This window comes from Paenibacillus sp. FSL R10-2771, from assembly GCF_038000205.1.
Taxonomy (GTDB): Bacteria; Bacillota; Bacilli; order Paenibacillales; family Paenibacillaceae; genus Paenibacillus_AQ; species Paenibacillus_AQ phytohabitans.
This window is the reverse complement of sequence record NZ_JBBOBM010000001.1, coordinates 3,169,952-3,190,228: the sequence shown is the minus strand read 5'-3', so window position 1 is coordinate 3,190,228 and position 20,277 is coordinate 3,169,952. Positions and strand designations below refer to the sequence as shown.

Sequence of the window (20,277 nt, the reverse complement as noted above, 5' to 3'; positions counted from 1 at the left end):
ACTATAAAACCATGTTTCAATAGCGAATGAAAAAGGGGGTCACAGAATGACTCAACCAGTATTGACCATGGAGGGTATTCGCAAAGAATTCCCGGGTGTAAAAGCTTTGACCGATGTCGGTTTCGAGCTGTATCCGGGTGAGGTCCACGCACTAATGGGCGAGAACGGTGCCGGCAAATCAACGCTGATGAAGATCCTTTCCGGTGTGTATCCGCCAACAGGGGGAACCGTCAGGTTAAAAGGCAAGGAAGCGGTCTTCCGCAGTCCGCTGGATGCCCAGCGCCAAGGTGTGTCGATTATCCATCAGGAGTTCAACCTGTTTACGAATCTGTCCGCAGCGGAGAATATCTTCATCGACCGTCCGGAAATGGCTGGCGGGTTCGGCCGGATCAAGTGGTCCAGAATGGTTGCAGAGGCCCAAGCGCTGGTCGACTCCATCGGAGGGGGTGACATCGATGTCCGTGAAGAGGTGCGGCACCTCGGTGTGCATAGCCAGCAGGTGGTCGAGATTGCCAAGGCGCTGTCCTTCAAGGCCGATGTGCTGATTATGGACGAGCCGTCAGCGGCATTGCCCGAGAATGAAGTCAAGAAGATGTTTGAAGTCATCCGCCGGCTGCGGTCACAGGGTGTAGCCATCGTGTATGTCTCTCACCGGATGAAGGAAATCTTCGAGATTGCTGACAAGGTCACCGTTCTAAGAGACGGCCACAAGGTTGCTACTCAGCCTATTAGCGAAGTCACCGAGCAGAGCCTAATTCAGATGATGGTAGGTAAAGAGGTTCAGCAGTTGTATCCGGTCCGCAAGCAGCCGCATGGGAAAGAGGTAGTGCTTAAGGTAAGGGACCTGTCACTGGATGCCAGCCACAAGATCTCATTTGAGCTGAGAAAAGGAGAAATTGCCGGGCTGTTCGGTATTCCGGGCTCCGGATCGCATACGGTTGCCGAGCGTCTGTTCGGCCTGAAGCGGGGAAGCGGGGAGATCGAGATTAATGGACAGCCTGTCAAGATTACAAATCCCAGTAAGGCCAAAGCTAAAAAGCTGGCCTATGTCCCCCCTGACCGGCACCGCCAGGGCATCATTAAGCCGATGTCCATCAGGCAAAATATCACCTTCGCCATGCTGCCCGAGCTGTCCAAAGGACTAGTGCTGGACCGGAATGCCATTCAGCATGTGAGCGCGGAATATATGAAGAAGCTGCGGATCAAGGCGCCGGATGATGGCCAGACCGTGGATTTCTTAAGCGGAGGCAATCAGCAGAAGGTGGTCATCGGCAAATGGCTTGCAGCCCAACCCGATATTCTCATACTTGAAGAACCCACGCGTGGCGTGGATGTGGGTGCCAAAGCGGAAATTTACAGCATTATTCACGAGCTCGCCCGGGAGGGATTAAGCATATTGCTTATTTCTTCGGAAATGCCGGAGGTTATAGGACTCAGTGACCGGGTGCTGGTGATGTACCAGGGTGATATTGTACATGAATTTGCCCATGGCGAAGCTGATCAGGAGCAGCTGCTGCAGCGGGCCTCACATCCGCGCGGGAAGGGAGGCACCTTATGAAACGCATTTCAAATATACATGAAGCACCTATCATGATATTCACGATCCTAGTCATCGTACTTTTCTCCATCATCACACCGGACTTCTTCGCCCTTACTAATTTCAAGCTTATTCTGGATCAGAATACGACCATGTTTATTGTGGCAATCGGGATGACCATGGTCATTCTGCTGGGCGGCATGGATTTATCCGTAGGCTCTGTCCTGGCAGTGACGGCAACTTCAGTCGGGCTGTTTCTCAGTAAAGGAGTTTCCCCCGTCATAGCGGCTTTGCTCGGAGTCGTTATCGGTGTCCTTTGCGGAGTGGTGAACGGATATTTTATCGCTGTAAGGAAAATCCCGGATATCATCGTCACTTTAGCTACCATGTATATCTTCCGGGGGGTTGCCGTCGGGATAAGCGGCGGAACATGGATGAACAATTTCCCGGACAGCTTCCGCTTTTTCGGTCAAGGGATGGTGCTGGGGATTTCGTTTCCGCTGATCATAGCCCTGCTCCTGATTGCCGTCTTCATCTACTTGCTGAAATACACCCGGGGAGGCAGAAGAATATACTCCGTCGGAGGCAACAGCTCTGCAGCCAAGCTGGCGGGCATCAATGTGGCCAGAACCAAGTTCCTGGTATATGTGTTAACCGGAATGCTGGTAGGAATCGCCTCCGTTATCTTTGCAGCCAAGGTAGGCAGTGTTCAGGCATCGACCGCAGGCAACAGCCTGTCCTTTGAAGTCATGGCTGCGGTTCTGATCGGTGGAGGCAGCATCTTTGGCGGCGTAGGCACCATCGGCGGAACGATGCTCGGCGTACTCTTTATGGGCATCGTCAAGAACGGCCTGATTATTGCGAAGGTCTCCCCGTTCTGGGTGGATGCAACCACCGGGTTTCTGATTATCCTGGCTATCGTTATCAATACGCTACAGCGGGCACGCCAAAATAAAGGGAAAGAAGGGGATCTGGTATGAAAGCCTGGACAAGCCGTCTGCCGCTCAAATCGAATACGCTGCTCGTTCAGCTGTCACTGTTGCTGTTCATCCTAATCCTGTTCAGCTTCCTCTCCCCCTATTTCTTATCCGTTACGAACTTTATGAATGTACTGAACCAGATGGTTGAAGTCGGGCTTATCGCTATACCCATGACGCTGATCATCATTTCCGGTGCGATGGACCTGTCAGTCGGATCAATCCTAGCTTTCTCCGCTGTATCTATGGGGGTCGCCTTTGAACGGGGCTTCAACATCTGGATTTGCGTCATTTTCGGCCTTGTGGCGGGTCTGATGTGCGGGGCCGTTAACGGTTATCTTATTGCAAGGCATAGGATGCAGGCGATTGTCGTCACCATCGGAATGCTGGTTATGCTCCGGGGCCTGGTCTATGTCATCAATGAAGGCAGACCGATCAGCGGCTACCCGGATTCCTTCTACTTCCTTGGACAGCATTACATTGCAGGAATTCCATTTAATGCAATCGTACTGGTCGTGTTGTTCCTGATTGCCAGCTTCGTCATGAAGAAAACGAAATTCGGCACCTATATTTACGGGATCGGCAATAACGAAGAGGTCGTACGTTATTCCGGCATTTCGGTAGTCCGTATTCGTTTCGCACTCTTTATGCTTAGCGGTTTGTTCTCTGCACTGGCAGGTGTATTCCTGGTGTCACGGCTGGCAAGCGCCGAAGCGACATCGGGTACCAATATAGAGCTGGATGTCATCACAGCTACTCTGATAGGCGGCACTCATATTTTTGGAGGGAGGGGAAGCCTTACCGGCACCTTTGTCGGTCTGCTGATTATTGTGTTCTTGCGTAATGGTCTGAATTTGCTGGGCGTTTCGGTGCTGTATCAGGCAGTCATTTTAGGAGCCCTGCTGCTGCTTGCGGTAGGAAATAAAAAAATTAGTGGAGAGTGAACCCTATGAAAAAAATGACATTAGCGTTACTGACTGGCGTACTTGCTTTGAGCTTGACTGCTTGTGGAAATGCGGGGAATTCTCAGGCGGACACCGGCTCCCAGACTAATAACGGGGCTGCCGCTTCCGGCACTAGAACCTACTTCATCAACCCGAAATCGATCGGGCCTGCTTACTGGGCTGCTGCGGAGAAGGGAGCCAAGCAGGCGGCCGGGGATATGGGTGTTGAGGTTGTATTCAATGCACCAACCGAGGCGGATTCATCCAAACAGATCAACATGATTCAGGACATGCTGACCCGCAAGGTAAGCGGAATCGGTGTATCTCCGAACGATGCCAAGGCGGTAGGACCTGTCTTCAAAAAAGCTGCCGACCAGGATGTGAAGATCGTCACCTGGGACAGCGATGCACCGGATACCGACCGTCAATATTATGTAGCCCCGGCCACTGACGAAGAAGTCGGAGAATTGCTGGCTAAGACAATCGGTGAAGAGATGGGCGGCAAGGGGCAGGTTGCCTTCATGGTGGCAGGTCTCGGCTCCCAGAATCAGATTGCCAAGTCTGATGCGGCCAAAGCCTATTTTGCAGCTAACTATCCTGACATCGAGCTGGTAACGACCGTATCGAGCGACGATGACCAGCAGAAGGCTTATGCCAATGCCCAGAACTTAATCCAGACTTATCCGGATCTCAAAGGGATTATCGGGTTTGCGGGCGGTGAGCCGCCGGCAGCGGCTGAGGTCGTTGAACAGGCGGTGAAGGCGGGCACGATTGAGCAGGGGCAGATCGCCATTACAGGGATTGCCGTTCCAAGCGTTGTGAAGAACTATATCGCCAACGGCACGATCAAAACGGATATTATCTGGGACCCGGGCAAGCTTGCATATACTACAGTTTACATTCTGGACCAGCTGGCCCAGGGGAATGAAATTAAAGACGGGATGGAAATTCCGACCGTGGGCGCTGTCAAGGTTGACGGACAGAACGTATTCATCGGCACTCTTGAAGTCACCAGTGAGAATGTGGACAGCTTTGACTTCTAGTCAAAGCTGGAAAGGAGGCAGCTTATATGGAACATAGAGTCATCATAGAAGATTTGACGGGAACCGCATTTGCCCCGTATGGCAAAGTCATTGATCTGCCGGCAACCGAGCCATCCAAGACAGGTGACGGCTGGGACTGCTGGAGCTATATTCAGATGCTGGATGTGTCGGAGCCCATCGGCTTCGGCTTGGTGGAAACACAGCAGCGCGCGTTCGTGGTTACTGCGATGGAACGGCATGTAAGCCGCGAGGAGCTGCTGCTCACCTTCGACCGGGAGATCATTCAGCCCGTTGCCTGCTGCAACGACATCGAAGACCCGGAGGAGCAGCCTGATCCCCTGACTGTGAAATGCTTCCGCATCAAGCCGGGACAAGCCATTGTCATCGGCCGCGGAGTCTGGCACAGCCCGTCTTATCCGGCGTCCGAAGATGCCCGGTATCTCTTTGCCATTGAGAAGAAGAAGGACAAGTTCGGAGATGAGATGATTAATCCGTGGGTAGATTTCATTGGTGGAGACACCATCCGGTTTGATTAAAGGTTAGACTACAGCGGGCGCCGTTACACCGGGATGCAAGCCCGGTGCAGACGGCCGAGAAGGAGCAGAGATGATGAATCAGGAACAGCAAGTCATGGAATGGATTGAAGATCATCAGGAGGAAATCCTGGAATTTTTGCAGCAGCTGATCCAGATTCCCAGCGTCAACCCGTGGTTCTTCGATGAACCGGGTCCTTCCAAGGAGAAGGAGGTTCAGGAATTTATCTCCCGTAAGCTTGAGGGCCTCGGCGCTGAGATCGAGATGTGGGAGCCGAATGCGGATGACCTGAAGCCGTATGAAGGAATGGCGGGTTATTACCCGGGACGAGATTTCACCGGCAGACCCAATCTGGCAGCAACCTTCGGAAAAGACGCTCCCGGTAAGTCCTTATTATTGTTCGGTCATATCGATGTTGTCATGGCGGGCTCGAAATGGACGGTTGATCCGTTCGAAGGCACGATCATGGACGGCAAAATGTACGGCCGCGGCACTGTAGATATGAAGGGCGGCGTTGCCGCAATGATTATGGCTGTGGAGGCGGTTCTGGGCAGTGGACTTAAGCTGAAGGGGCCCGTTGTAGTGGGAACCGTGGTGGATGAGGAAGCCGGAGGCATGGGGGCACTCGATTTCATTCACCACGGATACCGGGCCGATGCCTGTATATTGACCGAACCAACCTCGCTGACGATTGCTCCGCTGTGCAGAGGGATTCTGTGGGGCAAAATCAAGATTCAGGGCCGGAGCGGCCATATCGAAATGCCGCAGGCGGACTGGAAAGACGGCGGCGCAGTAGACTCCATCAAGAAAGCACGCTATATCCTGGATGCGTTCGACCGGTTGAATGAGCAGTGGGCCGTAAGCAAGACTCACCCTTATTTATCGATTCCCTGCCAGGTGCATGTGGCCCAGCTTAACGCCGGTGAATACCCGACCTCATTTGCGAATGAGGCAGAGATTGTCTTTAATGCGCAGTACCTGCCGTCCGAGCGTGATGAGAAGCTGGTCGGAGGGAACGTGAAGAAGGAATTGACAGACTTCCTGCGCCAGGCTGCTCTGCAAGATCCATGGCTAAGTGAGCATCTGCCGGAAATCGAGTGGATGGTCGACGCGGATTGTGCAGAAACCGATGTGGACCATCCATTTGTGCAGACCTGTGTCCAGTCCCTGCAGGCGATTGGCGAGGCAGGCACCATCGAAGGGCTTGGCTTCCACACGGACATGGGCTGGCCGGTTAATGTAGGCATTCCGACGATTAACTTCGGTCCCGGTGACCCGAGCCTGGCTCATCACAGCGATGAATTCACACCCGTAAATGAAGTGATCCAGGCTGTGAAAATGATCGCCAAGACGATTATCGACTGGTGCGGGACAGAGAAGGCTTAAGCTAGCGATCAACCGGCCGTGCAGGCCTTAATGACCATATATGGAATACGGAATACGGAGGGCTATGATAATATGAAAATTTTGTTTATTGGAGAATCCTGGGTAGTGCATATGATTCATACCAAGGGGTATGACAGCTTTACATCCACAAAGTATGAGGAAGGGGCCACTTACCTGCTGTCCTGTCTGCGCAAAGAGGGGATTGAGGTAACCTATATGCCTGCCCATGAGGTCCAGGTCCGGTTTCCCCAGTCGCTTGAAGAGCTTAAAGCGTATGATGCCATAGTCATCAGTGATGTAGGAGCGAATACGTTCCTGCTGCAGAACCCGACTTTCTACCAGATGCAAATCATACCCAACGCTCTGGACAATATTAAGCAGTATGTAGAGGAAGGCGGCGGTCTGCTGATGGTCGGCGGCTACCTGACGTTTATGGGAATTGAGGGTAAGGCGAATTACACGAATACGGTACTGGCCGAGGTGCTGCCGGTTATTATGCAGAACGGAGATGACCGGGTGGAGATGCCTTCAGGGTTCTCTCCTGCAATCGCCAAAGAACATCCGCTTGCAGGCTACGGCGAGTGGCCGAAGCTGCTTGGATACAACAAGCTGGCGGCCAAGACGGAGGCCGAGGAGCTGCTGAGCCATAACGGTGATGTCATTCTTACCGTTGGCACTTACGGCAAAGGCAGAACCGCAGCCTTTGCCAGCGACTGCTCACCGCACTGGGGCTCCACGGAATTCATGGAATGGGAGCACTATTCAGCATTCTGGGCTAACCTCGTCAAGTCGTTGAAGCAGGGTTGACATCAGATTTTGACGAGAGAATTCAATGTACAGCAAGAACAGCGTCTTCCGTAACCGGAGGATGCTGTTCTTTTTATATAACTTTTAGCCTTTTAAGTTATTACCAAATTCATTTAAGGGATTACATTTTCTTATTTTCCCCGGAAGCTATAATGAAGGACATGAGAGCTCCTTAATACAGCCGGAGGGATGAGAGAAATGAAAGCGGTTTTATACAATCAGCGAAATCGTGTCGGAATAAATAAGAGAAATACTTTTTGGTTCAGAATAAAAAGAGATGCCATCCTCTATGCCCTTTTGCTGGTGCCTCTGTCGTACATTGCCATTTTTAAATATGCTCCCATCTATGGCTTGATTATGGCATTCCAGGATTACAACATCTTCGCAGGAATAAGGGGGAGCGAGTGGGTTGGACTCGATGTGTTCCGGTTTATTTTCCAGCAGGACAGCTTCTATCGTGCACTGAAGAATACCCTGGTGCTGAATGTTCTGGATCTGATCGCGGGATTTCCGGCACCGATTCTGCTGGCCATTCTTCTGAATGAAGTAAGGCAGGCCAGATTCAAGAAATTAACCCAGACGGTCCTGTATCTGCCGCACTTTATGTCCTGGGTGATCATTGGGGGGATTGTATACCTGATGTTCTCGAACAGCGGGATGGTCAATCATTTCATCGCTGCCCTCGGGCTAGAGAAGATTGAGTTCCTGTCGCAGAAAGTCCCCTGGCTGATCACCTACATCTTCGTTGGCGTCTGGCAGAATATCGGCTGGGGGACGATCATTTATCTGGCGGCGATCACCGGAATCAATAAGGAATTGTATGAGGCCTCCGATATGGACGGGTGCAGCAGGCTCCGCAAAATGTGGCATATTACTCTGCCCGGCATTAAGCCGACCATCAATATTCTGCTGATCCTTCAGATTGGCCGGATGGTGTCCATCGGGTTCGACCGCCCCTTCGTGATGGGGAATTCACTGGTCAGTGAATATTCCGATGTAATCAGTACGTTCGTGTACAGAGTGGGGATTAGTTCGGGAGATTTCTCCCAGGCTACAGCAGTAGGCTTGTTCCAATCCGTGGTCGGTCTGACCCTGCTCATAGGCGCCAACTACATCGCGAAGAAATTAGGGGAGGATGGAATATGGTGAAGCTGATGAAGAACGTGCGTCCAGGGAAAAAAATGAGTGTAGCCGATATTGCGATTATTGTATTTATCGTGGCCTTATCCTTCACATGTATTGTTCCATTCCTTTATATGATAGCGCTTTCCCTCAGCTCCAATGAAGCGATCGTTTCCCAAAAAGTAGGACTGTGGCCGGTAGGCTTCACAATAGAGACTTACAAAACCATTCTGAGCGATATGGATATGCTGTACACGCTGGGATATAGTATTGTGCTTACCATTTTCTTCACCGTAGTGTGCATGTTCCTGACCATTTGCGCGGCATATCCGTTAACGAAGAAGCGGCTGTGGGGAAGAAATTTCATTCTGTCAGCCCTCGTCTTCACGATGTATTTCAGCGGCGGACTGATTCCTTCCTATATTCTGGTTAAAAACCTCGGTATGATGAACACGGTATGGAGTCTAATTCTGCCGGGCGCCATGAGTGTCTTCAACCTGATCATCCTGAAAACGTTCTTCACCTCGCTTCCTGAGAGTCTGGAGGAATCAGCGTCCATTGACGGGTGTTCGGATCTGGGCATTCTCATCCGGATTGTGCTTCCGCTCTCGCTGCCTTCCATTGCCACATTAAGCCTTTTCTATGCTGTGGACCGGTGGAATGGCTTCCAGGATGCCTTGTTCTATATTACGAAGAAGGAGCTGTACCCTATGCAGCTCAAGCTGTACCAGATCATTTCGGCCAATCAGCAGTTGGATAGCCAGCAGGGGGGAGAAGGAAGTATAGGCTCCTTCATTGTGCCTGAATCCCTGAAAGCAGCCAGTGTCATGTTTACAACGATCCCGATTCTACTGATCTATCCCAAACTGCAGAAGTATTTCGTAGACGGTGTGATGACCGGGGCGATCAAGGGCTGATAGAACAACATATTAGATCAAAGGAGGGGATTCCAGGACAGTTGAATGATAAATGTAAAGCTAAGGGTTTACAGCATGAACGATTTTAATAAACAGGGGCATGAAAGGGTGGTTTATAGTGAAGACGGACATGAAGAAAATAGCAGCAGTTCTGTGTAGTACAGCTCTTCTGGCCAGTGTTGCCGCAGGCTGTGGAGGCAATGGCAACAAGAGCGGGGAGACATCATCGTCAGAGGCATCAACGACTGCATCTGGCGCCCCTTCCGGTGCTCCGGCAACCTTGACGGTAGAAGTGTTCGACCGCGGGGTTCAGGGACAGCCGGATTTGAACAACAACAAATGGACCCAATACGTTAATGAGAAATTCGGCAAGCCCAATAACGCCATTGTAGAATTTGTTCCTGTCCCCCGCTCCCAGGAAGTCGACAAGCTGAATGTGTTAATGGCCGCGAACCAGGCTCCTGATATTTCCTTCACCTACGACGGGACCCTGGTCACCCGCTTCGCCAAAAGCAAGGGACTCTATACGCTGGACGAATTGCTTGAACAGCACGGCCGGCAATTGAAATCGTACCTGGGTGAGAAGGTGCTCTCCTACGGAAAATATGACGGCAAACAGGTCTCCATCCCGGGCAAGCGGACCCTGCTGGCCTGGAACGGAATGTTCATCCGCAAGGATTGGCTGGATAAGCTGGGCCTGCCGGTTCCGACGAACCGGGACGAATTGTATGAGACGCTGGTAGCCTTCCGTGACAAGAACCCCGGTAATGTTGACGGCGTCATCCCTTGGGCTACAGCGGCTGCCGGGATGAACTACACCTTCGGCAACCTGGTGCAATCGTTCTGGAAGTCCATGCCGGAGGAGGAATTCATCACCACGTCGAACTGGCTGAAGCCCGGTAACAAGGAGGCTTACCAATGGCTGAACAAGCTGTACAATGAGAAGCTGATCAGCCCTGATTTTGCCCTGGACAAAACAACCAAGCAGGCGGATGCTGATGTAACGAACGGCAAGGTAGGCTTCTATGCCGCCAACTGGGATTATCCGATGACACAAAAAATCCGTGTTCCGCTGAAGCAAAATTCGCCGGAGGCCAACTATGTTCCGATTGATACCTTCAAGAATGACGAAGGCAAATACCTCAAAGAGGTATATAATGAGAATGGTATATTCTCCTTCATTCCCAAGAGCAGCAAGAACGCGGAGCTGGCGATTAAATATCTGAACTGGATGGCTGATCCGGAAGTGATGTTCTTCCTGCAGTTCGGTGATGAAGGCGTTAACCACAAGATGGTAGACGGCATCCCTCACGGGATTGCACAGACCGGCGAGAAAATGCAAATGAGCAATTTGAATATGGATTATACGATGATTGTTAACGGCGCTGAGCTGGGCGATACCGAAAAGAATGTCAGAACCTATGCGGCAGCGCTGGCAGCCGGGGACAAAAGTTATGAGAAGCTGGCGATTGACTCCTATGCAATCAATACAACGGACGGCTATAGCAGCTACAACTATGGCATACCGAACGAAGCCAATATCAAGTACGGCAAAACGCTGGGCGACATGAACAAGCAAATGATTGACAGGCTGATCGTTGCCAAGCCTTCAGAGTTCGACGCCCTGTACGAGAAGCTGGTGAAAGAATATATGGACGCCGGCGGTAAAGCTGTTCAAGAGGAGAATGTGAAGAATTACAGAGAGAGCCAAGCCGCCAAAAAATAATCTCATCATATTCGGATAAGCCATTGAGAGTTTATCATCATGGTTTATCCGAATTTCGGTTGCTATTCCCGGACAATTTCACTATTATTCAGAGGAATCCATAGGTTCAGGAGGCTACCCATGTACAAGGTCATGATTGTAGATGATGAGTCGTGGGCGATAAGAGGAATACAGAACGCCTTCGACTGGGAGAAGTATGGCTTTGAAATTGCAGGACAATATACAAGCGCTTACAAAGCGTGGGAGGCCATACGCACACTGCAGCCGGACTTGGTGTTTACGGATATCCGGATGCCGGATATCTCAGGGCTGGAACTGATGAAGCGGGCCAAAGCTCAAGGGCTGAACACCGAGTTTGTCATCGTAAGCGGATATGGGGAATTTGAATACGCCCAGGAAGCGATACGCCACGGGGCGCTCGATTATTTCCTGAAGCCTCTGGATGTCGATATGACAGATACATTCATTGCGAAGCTGGCCGCTCACTTTTCCCGGAGAAGCGCAACGCGCAATCACCTTCTTCTGGATGCGCTGACCTCGGGGGATGAGACCGAGATCAGGCGCTTCCTGCCGCTTCCGGCCAGCACGGCTGTATGCTATTACCAAGTGTTTGCGGTCTATTTGCGGAGTGAACTTAAGGGTATCAGGAAGCTGTTGTCTCCGGAGGGCAGGAACATAACTGCCGTGGAGGTTGAAGCCGGGTCCCGGAAGCTGCTGGTCGTGCGGATGGCTGAGCATCTGAGCAGCTTGGAGTGGACCCCGGATGAAGGGGTGCTGACAGAGACGGGAATCCAAAGTGTGGGCATCAGCAGCATCAGCAGCCAGCTTCAGCAGGTGAGCAAACTGATCAAAGAAGCTGACCTGTCCGCCTCGCATATTTTTCTGGAGCAGACTTCAGCAGCCGTTCACTATGAGCCGAAGCTTCATCTCATGAAACCTTGTATTGATGGACTCTATACGATCATTCACGGGAATTCGCTTGACGATATGGATGTGTACATTACAGGACTGCAGAAATACTTCAGGAACCATCATCTGGGCATGGGTGAGGTGGTCTACTTATGGAATCAGGCTGTCGGGATGCTTATCAACACGTATGCTGAGGAACTGAGGGACATGGAGCTGGAATTCCTCAATTATTCCGAGATCAAGGAACGGTTCGAAGACTTTGCGTCTCTGTGCAGCTTCTTGCATGACGTCCTTACGGTCATCCGGCAAGGCAGCAGCCGTTCCTTGCAGGAAGGGGATATCCTATCCTGCTTCAACCGGATGGTCGCCTATATCGACCGGAACTTTGAGCAGAAGTTGTATCTGAAGGATTTGTCTGTCCAGTTCTTCATTAATCAGGTGTATTGCTGCCAGTTGTTCAAGAACAATCTGGGCAGAACCTTCTCCGAATATGTGGCAGAGCTGAGGATCAGGAAAGCCCGGGAGCTGCTGAAGCATACGGACCTGTCCATTGAGCAAATTGCCGTTAAGTCGGGGTATGTGGATTATTATTATTTCAATAAAGTGTTCAAGAAGCATTGCGGGATGACGCCCACCAAATTCAGAAAAAGCTAATCGGATCGGAGCGGTAAGCCATGAAGACCAGTAAAGTGAAATTAAAACATCAGATATGGCTTATCTTTTTTTTCTCGATCGTTATATTTACCGTCATGGAGATCTATTTCTTCCATAGCTTCTCTAATTTAACCCAGAAGCGGGCTGCCACTTACGGCAACCAGATGATTGAACAGACCCGCCACAAGATTGATACGGTGTTCAATGATATCCGGGTCAGCACCGGAATTGCAGTCAACAGCAAGCTAATTCAGGAATTCTCCGTAGAGGTTGATGACTACAAAAGAGCGTTCGACAGCGGTCCGTATGCACTGGATCTTATGGAATACATGAGATCCTTCAATTCCTATGTGAACGGCATCATCATTAACGACATCAAGGGAAGGCGGCTGCACAGTCTGGACTCGGCAAGCGGCGATATTTTTTTCATCAACCCCTATGATACTTTTATTCAGAAATATAAGGATGACCCTATGCTGCGGGAGCAGGGGATGTTCACCACGATTCTGAAAGACGAACGGACAGGTACGGAACAGTTCTTCTATATCGCGCCGATTGTGGAGAATATTGGGGGAGTCTATTTCTCCCAGATTACAGGTTACTGCACCGTGATGGTCAATATGGACAAGCTGCAGGGGCTGGTGGAAAATACAGAATTAACAGCCAATTCCACCTTGTACATACTGAATAACCGGGACGAAGTAATCGCCTCCACGAATTCTAATGCCCGCGGTACCTTGTTCAGGGATGTGCTGTCTATGGATAAGGATATCTTGCTTAATGGTGTAAAAGAAACCATCGACGGGGAGGAGATTCTCGTTCAGGTCAAGGGTCTGGAGGAGGCTGACGGATGGCGGGTTGTTAGTATGATTCCGGTGCGTGAACTGACTGCGGACATGGCCCCGATGCGGAAGGTCAGTATTATCGTCGGCATTGGCATTATTCTAACCATGCTCTTAACCGGCAGCTTCTTCATGAACAATCTGATGCGTCCGTTAATGGGACTTGTTATGGATATGAAGAGGGTCGGGCGGCGGGACATGGGCTTCCGCATTAAAGTCCGGTTCACCAATGAGGTGGGCTTGCTGGCCCGCGACATTAACCGGATGATGGATGAAATGGAGGAAATGGCCAGAGACATGTTTGGTACCCAGGCCAGACTCTATGAATCCGAGCTGAGCCAGAAGCAGGCGGAATTCTCTGCCCTGCAGAGCCAGATTAATCCTCACTTCCTCTATAATACGCTTAATTGTATCAGCAGCATCGGATTGGAATACGGAAGCAGGGAGATTGCGCAAATTACCTACTGTATGTCCAAGATTTTCCGGTACAGCATCAAGAAGGATAATCTTGTACAGATTCGGGAAGAAGTGGACTGTATTCAGGCCTATATGAAGATTATCTTAATCCGCTACGAGAATAAATTCTCCATGGAGCTTGATGTGGAGGAGAGGCTGCTATCTATGAAGACGCCCAAGATGATCCTCCAGCCTATTGTGGAGAATTCTGTCTACCACGGGCTGGAGCGGATGGACGAAGGCGGCCGGCTTCTGGTTACCGGAAGGATGGATGAGCATGGAGATGTGTGCTTCTGTATTACAGATACAGGGAAAGGAATGGAACCGGAAGTACTAGCCGCCCTCCAGGCCAAGCTGGGTATGGAGTACCCGGCGCGGGCATCAGACGGACAACCGGTACAAGGTATTGGGATCACAAATATCCATAACAGGCTCCGGCTTCTGTTCGGAGAAGGTTACGGGATCACTATAGAAAGCCGGTTTGGGCATGGAACAACAGTGACCGTGAAGATTCCGCAGCTGGCGTACGACCGCGATACGATTGAAGAGTTTAGACAATCTGAGGGAATGTGAGCTATGACGACGCCGATCCTGCGGACAGAAGAATCCTGTCCGTAATTCGTAAGATCCGGCTGGATTCCCAAGGTTCCACTGGAGCTCATCAGACAGATCTTTACCGGGAAGGGCAGATAGGCTAATCGAATGTGCAACCAGGACACTTCCTTTAATCGGGAGGTGTCTTTTTGGATTGCATAGCTTCAGAAGCTGGCAACAGTATGGACAAGGATGTGGTAGCGCCTGTCGCCGGAAATAGCAGTTGGATTAACTACACTTGCTCATGAACAGAGGTGTCCTTCACAGGGAACAGTTGGAAAAATAGCACTTAATAGGCGGAAAATCGAGCAGAGTAGAGGAAATCCATGAAATTAAATGACGTTTTTCCAACTAATTCTCTCAGACGCTGCAAAGCATTCAAATTAAGATACGTTTATCCAACTAATCATTTATTCCATATAAGAGGCACTAAAGAGATAAACAAAAAGCAAAAGAAACGGAGGGGAAATTTGGAACTGTAGGAGCGGTAGCGACCGCCTGAAAGCTTTCCGCAGGAAAGCTAGCATCGGAAGCAGCAGCAGTCACCGGATTTCCACCGCGAAGAGCCGTATTAATCAAGAAATCTGGTGACAACAGCGGCGGAAGTCAAATGTTCACCGCAGTGACGACGAAGCTTCAAGTTCAATACTTAAGTGCCTCTTATATAACCTCAGATTCACCCTCCGGTTGATTTTATGGTTTCCTGCCACAGGTAAAGCACTTTTTCTAAAACGGTTACAAAAACCATTTAAGATAGTACATTTTTTAAAAGTTCTCCAGAAGGTAGAATGAGGACGCTAACCTGAAAAATCTAAACAAGAGGGAGATGAAAAAATGAAAGCGTTTTTATCTATCGAAGAAGGGCTGCACATGCCTGGCAAAAAATCCAGAGTGCTGCTGCTGTGTCTCGCACTGCTGCTGATGCTGCCACAATGGGGCGGGGTGGCTGCTGCGGAAGAGTCAACGCCGGCTTCACCGGGGCCGGCCGCTGTACAAGGAGGGAATAACGTGTCCGATTTCTACAATGTTATTATGCAGACGGGAGCCGATCCTTGGGTATACCAGCATACGGACGGCTATTATTACAACGTATTCGTCAATGCCAGCGGGATCATGATCCGCAGGGCGAAGACCATCACCGGCATTGAAGCGGGTGAGCGGAGCCTGGCCTGGACACCGGTTAAGGGGACGCAGTATAGCTCCAATGTGTGGGCGCCGGAAATGCACTATCTCAAAGATACGGACGGAGCGTACAAATGGTACATCTACTTCGCAGCCGACAACGGAACCAACGCCAACCACCGTATGTACGTGCTGGAGAACGCCAGTGCAGATCCGCTAAGCGGAACCTGGGAGTTCAAAGGTAAAATCACCGATCCCACCGACCGCTGGGCGATCGACGGAACGGTGCTGACGGTGGGTGAGCAACACTATTTCATCTGGTCCGGCTGGGAAGATACGGACGGAAGCTTCCAGAATCTATACATCGCCCGGATGAGCGATCCGCGGACCATAAGCTCGCAGCGGGTACTGATATCTACGCCTGAACATGATTGGGAGACGTCCCCGGGCAGAATCAATGAAGGTCCGCAGATCACTATAAAGGGGGACACTATTAATCTGATCTATTCTGCCAATGGAAGCTGGACAGACAGCTACTGCCTTGGGCTGATTACCGCCAAGCTCAGTGATGATCCGCTGAACCCAGGCTCCTGGATCAAGCGCGATCAGCCGGTCTTCTCCAGTGCGAATGGCGTCTACGGCCCGGGCCACCACAGTATCGTCACCTCTCCAGACGGTACAGAGGACTGGATTATCTACCATACCGCCCGCTGGCCGGGCTCAGGCTGGACCCGCAATGTCCGTGCGCAGAGGTTCACCTGGAATGCAGACCATACGCCGAACCTGGGAGAACCCGCCGATCCGAACAGTCCGCTTGCAGTGCCTTCGGGTGAGCCGGTGCGGACGCGTTATGAAGCAGAAGCAGCGATACTGGTGAAAGATCCGGCTGATGAATCTTTCCCGGCTGTCCGGCGGGAAGCCTCCGCTTCCGGCGGGATGAAAGTCGCCAACATCAGGAACGACAATGATTATGCCCGGTTTACAGTTAACGTGCCGGAGGCGGGCTTTTATATGCTGTCTGTACGTAATGCCAATGGCTCACCGGATGCGGGAGAGGCCTCCCATATCTTGTCGGTCAACGGCGGTTCCGGTGCCAATCTGAACATTGTCTATTCGGGATTGAACCGCTGGGGGGCTTCCACGGCGAAGGTCTATCTTGAACAAGGCAGCAACACCATCAGCTTCTACAAGGGGAAAAATGTTGCCGAAATCGACAGTATGGATGTGTTCCGGCTGAATACGTCAGAGCTTCTATTTGAAGCTCCAGGGTTCACGCTGGGCTTGGGGGAAACCCGCAGTTTGCCCCTGTATTCGGTAACAGGCACTACTTATTCCACTGTTAATACAGGAGCGGTCTTCAGTTCTTCTGATACGAAGGTGGCCGTTATTACAGGGAATCTGATTGAGGCTCTAAAGGCAGGCAGTGTCACTATCACCGCTGCCTACAACGGGAAAACAACAACGGCCGCGGTTACCGTAACTGCAGAGCCTAAATCGGTGCAGTCTGTTGTGATGAAGGGATTGTCCCCTATACTGACCAGCGGGCAGACCAGCTCGCCCCTTCAGCTAACAGCACATTATAACAACTATGAAGTTCGAAAGGTGACAGGCGATGCCCAGTATACCAGCAGCGATCCCGAGGTAGCCAGGATGGAGTCCGGTTCGGTTGGCCAATCGGTGTATGCGGTTAAACCGGGCACAGCTCTTATAACAGCCGCGTATAGCGGTAAGCAGGCGGAATACAACCTGACCGTCATCCCAGCTTCTGAGGTGGTTCAAGTGGTAACTGCGGTGAGGACTCCTTCTGGTGTAAGCCCCAAGCTGCCCGGAATTGTGGATGTCGTTTACAATAATAAGCCGAAGCAGGCCGCTGTCGTCAGCCGGGAGCTGACAGGACTTGATTTCAGTTCGATTGGCACAGTTCAGGTGCCTGTTACCCTGAAGCTGGCCGGACGTGAGTTCTTCTCCACCGTTTCCGTAGAAGTTGTTCCGGGTTATGGTCTGGATGAGATTGTGAACCAGCTCCGCGGCAAGCTGGTCAATTTCTCCTATCCTTTGGGAGACGGGCTAGGTAACTATAGTCAATCGAAGTATAACGCCTTCGTGGCAGAAGTGGATCACGCGGAGGAACTGGCCGGGAACGCGAATTTGACCAAAGAGCAGTTTGACAGGGAGCTTAATAAGCTTGCTGAAGCAGAGGCCGCCCTGTTAGCTTCGCTTAACACTACACAGGATGGCGTGTTCTATAACGCTTACCGGGATTTCTCCGGCGACACGGAAGGTAAATACCCTTACGGTATTGTCAGCGAAGCTCTCACTGGCGGCGCTACCACCACTGTGCAGGAGGAAGGCGGGAATAAATTCCTCCGGCTGACGACTACCGCTACAGCGGGCAAGGCCAATCTGTTCCTGCCATATACAGGTGAGGTCAAAGCTGAGGCGGATGAACGTATCGTCATCGAATATCGCGTCAGATTGAACAGTAGCTTCCCGTACGCCAATGGCGCCATGGTGAGGAACGACAGCGGAAACGGCAATTATTCCATGGTCACGGCGTTTGATACAGGTAAAATCATCGTGCAGAATGGAGCCTCCAATAAGGTTAAGGTTAAAGACTTCAGTCTGAGCACATGGTACAAAATCAAAATGGTCGCTAACTGGGACGCCAAGACTTATACCGTCTATATTAACGATGCTCCTGCTCCGGTGGCCACGGACTTCAGCTTCCGCCATACCGGCGGCAGCAAGCTGACCGGCCAGCTGTTCGGCATCGACGGCTACGCCAACGCCTCCATCGACTACGACGACTTTAAGGTTAGCATGATTAATATTAATACTGATGCCGATACTGCCCACCAGGAATCGAAGGATCAATCTGCAGAAGCAGAGGGGGCTATGGAGGAATAGATATGGCTACTCCCGCATACGAGAAATTTGAGCCTTTACGAAATGCGCAGCTTGTTCTGGGGTATCTGACATCCATGGTGGATGAGAAAGCGGATAACCTTCCGTATTGGCTTGTGCTCCCTCATAAGAAGCCTGCGGAAGCTGCTCATTGCCGGGTAGACGACGCGGAGCTGGTCGGCTCCTGGTACGAAGCCATTGACGCCGTCCGGAAAATGCTGAAGACCGAAGAGGGAGCTGAGGTTCAGTTATCCTTTTACCGCCATCTTATGAAGTCTTGGGGAGAGCACGGGCTGCGCTTTCATGAGCCATACTCCTGGACACATACGAATCACAGCTCCTTTCACGAAATGGGCTATATTCTTCCGGCACTGAACAGGATGGTGGAGAATAACCCTTTGGACCCGGAACCGGAAAAGAAGGCTTCCGAGCTTGTAAGAGGGCTACGCTCCCTTGTCATCGAAAGGAAGGTAAGAACCTTCTGGTCAGGTGATTATGAGGAAAAGGAGCCGGTATATGAATTCCCCAATGACGTATATTTGAAAGACGGCGGATTCGATCTGTCCAGGCACACCGGACGGGGGGAGCAGGGAATTCGCAATGCGATTATGCTTCACTCCCTGGTGCGCAGATATGAGATCACCGGAGACGGGGTGGCGCTTGATCTGGCTGTTGGCATTGCCAACCACCTCCTGGGACCCTCGCGTTATTTTAATTACAAAATGGAGTTTTTCGGCCATATCCATTCGGCAGGCTGGGTTGCCTCCGGACTCGTCCGTCTTGGACGCATCACAGGCGCCGGGCGGTATATTACCGCGGGTAAAGGGATCTATGATTATATCCGTTCCTTGTCCTCCTCCTTCGGCTGGGTACCGGAATATGCCCAGTGGCATCCGCAGCATGAGGAGCACTGTGAAACCTGCTGCATTAAGGATATGATCGAATGCGCGAATGAGTTAATTCTGGCCGGGTACGAGGAATATTGGAACGATATGACCCTGTTTGCACGGAACCAGCTGGTGGAGAATCAGCTCAAGGTGGCATCTTATGTAGTGACAGACAATACCTTACCTGATGGGCAGGGGGTCACCTACAGGGAGATTGACAAGAGAATGATTGGCGGCTTCACCGGCGGCTCCCTCGTCAACTCCATCTCATTGTCCAAGTTCCGCTCCATTGCGGGCTGCTGCGTCGGCATGGCTCCGGTGGCCCTGGAGATCATATGGAACCGGGCGGTGGAATACCGCGGTGGAATGGTTCTCGTTAATATCCCTGTCGATAAAGAAACAGAGGAAGCCACGGTGAGCATGAATTACCCCGATACAGGCTATATTTCCATCAAGCCCAAGCAGACATATGATGTTGCAGTACGGGTGTACGACTGGATGGGGCAGAACCTCGAAGGGAGGATTAATGGAATAGCCTGTGCACCCTCAAGAGAGGGCAATCTGGTGGTATTCCGCAATGTTAAGGCAGGGGATATAGTGGAGCTGGAGCATCCTGTGGAGACGGCGGTGGTACAAGAAACGGTGCGCGGCGAACAATATTCGGTATCCTGGAGAGGCTGTGATGTCGTCGATATTGTTCCGCGCGGAGAGCACTTAAGACTGTACCAGCGGGATTTACAGGTCCCGAAATACTATCCGTCGGCGGATGATGTTCACTTCACCGGAGCCGCCAATTATGGTCCTACCCAGCAGGCACAGGGGAAAAAGTAACGGCAGATACGGATACAGACCCTTCAAATACAGACCCAAACAGAAACCATAACCCGCAAAAGTAACTTTGCGGGTTATGGTTTTT

Annotated in this window: 14 protein-coding genes; all 14 read left to right on the top strand. The window is 51.3% G+C overall.

What is annotated here, in order from left to right; translation table 11 throughout:
* The first annotated feature begins 46 nt into the window (after positions 1-46).
* The 14 genes from NSU14_RS13700 to NSU14_RS13635 all read left to right on the top strand — a co-directional run bounded on the left by NSU14_RS13700 (position 47) and on the right by NSU14_RS13635 (position 20,192).
* Positions 47-1,558: a sugar ABC transporter ATP-binding protein gene (locus NSU14_RS13700; protein WP_340945475.1), complete on the top strand. Its 1,512-nt coding sequence runs from the start codon at positions 47-49 to the stop codon at positions 1,556-1,558.
* A complete protein-coding gene (locus NSU14_RS13695) occupies positions 1,555-2,517 on the top strand; it encodes an ABC transporter permease (RefSeq protein ID WP_042137484.1) in 963 nt (320 codons plus the stop codon). Before NSU14_RS13700 ends, NSU14_RS13695 begins: the two co-directional genes overlap by 4 nt.
* A complete protein-coding gene (locus NSU14_RS13690) occupies positions 2,514-3,458 on the top strand; it encodes an ABC transporter permease (RefSeq protein ID WP_042137486.1) in 945 nt (314 codons plus the stop codon). The genes NSU14_RS13695 and NSU14_RS13690 overlap by 4 nt, the downstream gene beginning before the upstream one ends.
* A 5-nt stretch (positions 3,459-3,463) precedes the next feature.
* A complete protein-coding gene (locus NSU14_RS13685) occupies positions 3,464-4,501 on the top strand; it encodes an autoinducer 2 ABC transporter substrate-binding protein (RefSeq protein WP_042137488.1) in 1,038 nt (345 codons plus the stop codon).
* A 26-nt stretch (positions 4,502-4,527) separates the two neighbouring features.
* Positions 4,528-5,037, top strand: a complete 510-nt coding sequence (locus NSU14_RS13680; RefSeq protein ID WP_042137490.1) for an ureidoglycolate lyase — start codon at positions 4,528-4,530, stop codon at positions 5,035-5,037.
* A 70-nt stretch (positions 5,038-5,107) separates the two neighbouring features.
* Positions 5,108-6,421 carry an ArgE/DapE family deacylase gene (locus NSU14_RS13675; RefSeq protein WP_231575146.1) on the top strand — a complete coding sequence of 438 codons (1,314 nt, stop codon included), beginning with the start codon at positions 5,108-5,110 and terminating at the stop codon, positions 6,419-6,421.
* 72 nt (positions 6,422-6,493) lie between these two features.
* Positions 6,494-7,228, top strand: coding sequence for a glutamine amidotransferase (locus NSU14_RS13670; RefSeq protein WP_340945465.1), 735 nt, complete (start codon positions 6,494-6,496; stop codon positions 7,226-7,228).
* Positions 7,229-7,426: 198 nt separating this feature from the next.
* Complete coding sequence (locus tag NSU14_RS13665) at positions 7,427-8,377, top strand: ABC transporter permease (protein WP_042137495.1); 951 nt, start codon at positions 7,427-7,429, stop codon at positions 8,375-8,377.
* Positions 8,371-9,267, top strand: coding sequence for a carbohydrate ABC transporter permease (locus tag NSU14_RS13660; RefSeq protein ID WP_081970010.1), 897 nt, complete (start codon positions 8,371-8,373; stop codon positions 9,265-9,267). Before NSU14_RS13665 ends, NSU14_RS13660 begins: the two co-directional genes overlap by 7 nt.
* A gap of 130 nt (positions 9,268-9,397) precedes the next feature.
* Complete coding sequence (locus NSU14_RS13655; protein WP_340945461.1) at positions 9,398-10,993, top strand: extracellular solute-binding protein; 1,596 nt, start codon at positions 9,398-9,400, stop codon at positions 10,991-10,993.
* A 120-nt stretch (positions 10,994-11,113) separates the two neighbouring features.
* On the top strand, positions 11,114-12,556 hold the full coding sequence (locus NSU14_RS13650) for a response regulator (RefSeq protein WP_340945459.1): 1,443 nt from the start codon (positions 11,114-11,116) through the stop codon (positions 12,554-12,556).
* Between the two features lie 20 nt (positions 12,557-12,576).
* The gene (locus tag NSU14_RS13645) at positions 12,577-14,427 is read left to right on the top strand and encodes a sensor histidine kinase (protein WP_042137499.1); all 1,851 of its coding nucleotides are present in this window, start codon (positions 12,577-12,579) and stop codon (positions 14,425-14,427) included.
* Between the two features lie 855 nt (positions 14,428-15,282).
* Positions 15,283-18,477, top strand: coding sequence for a family 43 glycosylhydrolase (locus NSU14_RS13640; RefSeq protein ID WP_340945455.1), 3,195 nt, complete (start codon positions 15,283-15,285; stop codon positions 18,475-18,477).
* Positions 18,478-18,479: 2 nt separating this feature from the next.
* The gene (locus NSU14_RS13635; RefSeq protein ID WP_336100294.1) at positions 18,480-20,192 is read left to right on the top strand and encodes a hypothetical protein; all 1,713 of its coding nucleotides are present in this window, start codon (positions 18,480-18,482) and stop codon (positions 20,190-20,192) included.
* The last annotated feature ends 85 nt before the right edge of the window (positions 20,193-20,277 follow it).

What these genes read in the sequence shown, in the direction of transcription:
- NSU14_RS13690 (WP_042137486.1), top strand. Translation starts at nt 2,514, where the DNA reads ATGAAAGCCTGGACAAGCCGTCTGCCGCTCAAATCGAATACGCTGCTC.
- NSU14_RS13665 (WP_042137495.1), top strand. Translation starts at nt 7,427, where the DNA reads ATGAAAGCGGTTTTATACAATCAGCGAAATCGTGTCGGAATAAATAAG.
- NSU14_RS13635 (WP_336100294.1), top strand. Translation starts at nt 18,480, where the DNA reads ATGGCTACTCCCGCATACGAGAAATTTGAGCCTTTACGAAATGCGCAG.
- NSU14_RS13685 (WP_042137488.1), top strand. Translation starts at nt 3,464, where the DNA reads ATGAAAAAAATGACATTAGCGTTACTGACTGGCGTACTTGCTTTGAGC.
- NSU14_RS13680 (WP_042137490.1), top strand. Translation starts at nt 4,528, where the DNA reads ATGGAACATAGAGTCATCATAGAAGATTTGACGGGAACCGCATTTGCC.
- NSU14_RS13640 (WP_340945455.1), top strand. Translation starts at nt 15,283, where the DNA reads ATGAAAGCGTTTTTATCTATCGAAGAAGGGCTGCACATGCCTGGCAAA.
- NSU14_RS13700 (WP_340945475.1), top strand. Translation starts at nt 47, where the DNA reads ATGACTCAACCAGTATTGACCATGGAGGGTATTCGCAAAGAATTCCCG.
- NSU14_RS13655 (WP_340945461.1), top strand. Translation starts at nt 9,398, where the DNA reads ATGAAGAAAATAGCAGCAGTTCTGTGTAGTACAGCTCTTCTGGCCAGT.
- NSU14_RS13645 (WP_042137499.1), top strand. Translation starts at nt 12,577, where the DNA reads ATGAAGACCAGTAAAGTGAAATTAAAACATCAGATATGGCTTATCTTT.
- NSU14_RS13660 (WP_081970010.1), top strand. Translation starts at nt 8,371, where the DNA reads ATGGTGAAGCTGATGAAGAACGTGCGTCCAGGGAAAAAAATGAGTGTA.
- NSU14_RS13675 (WP_231575146.1), top strand. Translation starts at nt 5,108, where the DNA reads ATGATGAATCAGGAACAGCAAGTCATGGAATGGATTGAAGATCATCAG.
- NSU14_RS13670 (WP_340945465.1), top strand. Translation starts at nt 6,494, where the DNA reads ATGAAAATTTTGTTTATTGGAGAATCCTGGGTAGTGCATATGATTCAT.
- NSU14_RS13695 (WP_042137484.1), top strand. Translation starts at nt 1,555, where the DNA reads ATGAAACGCATTTCAAATATACATGAAGCACCTATCATGATATTCACG.
- NSU14_RS13650 (WP_340945459.1), top strand. Translation starts at nt 11,114, where the DNA reads ATGTACAAGGTCATGATTGTAGATGATGAGTCGTGGGCGATAAGAGGA.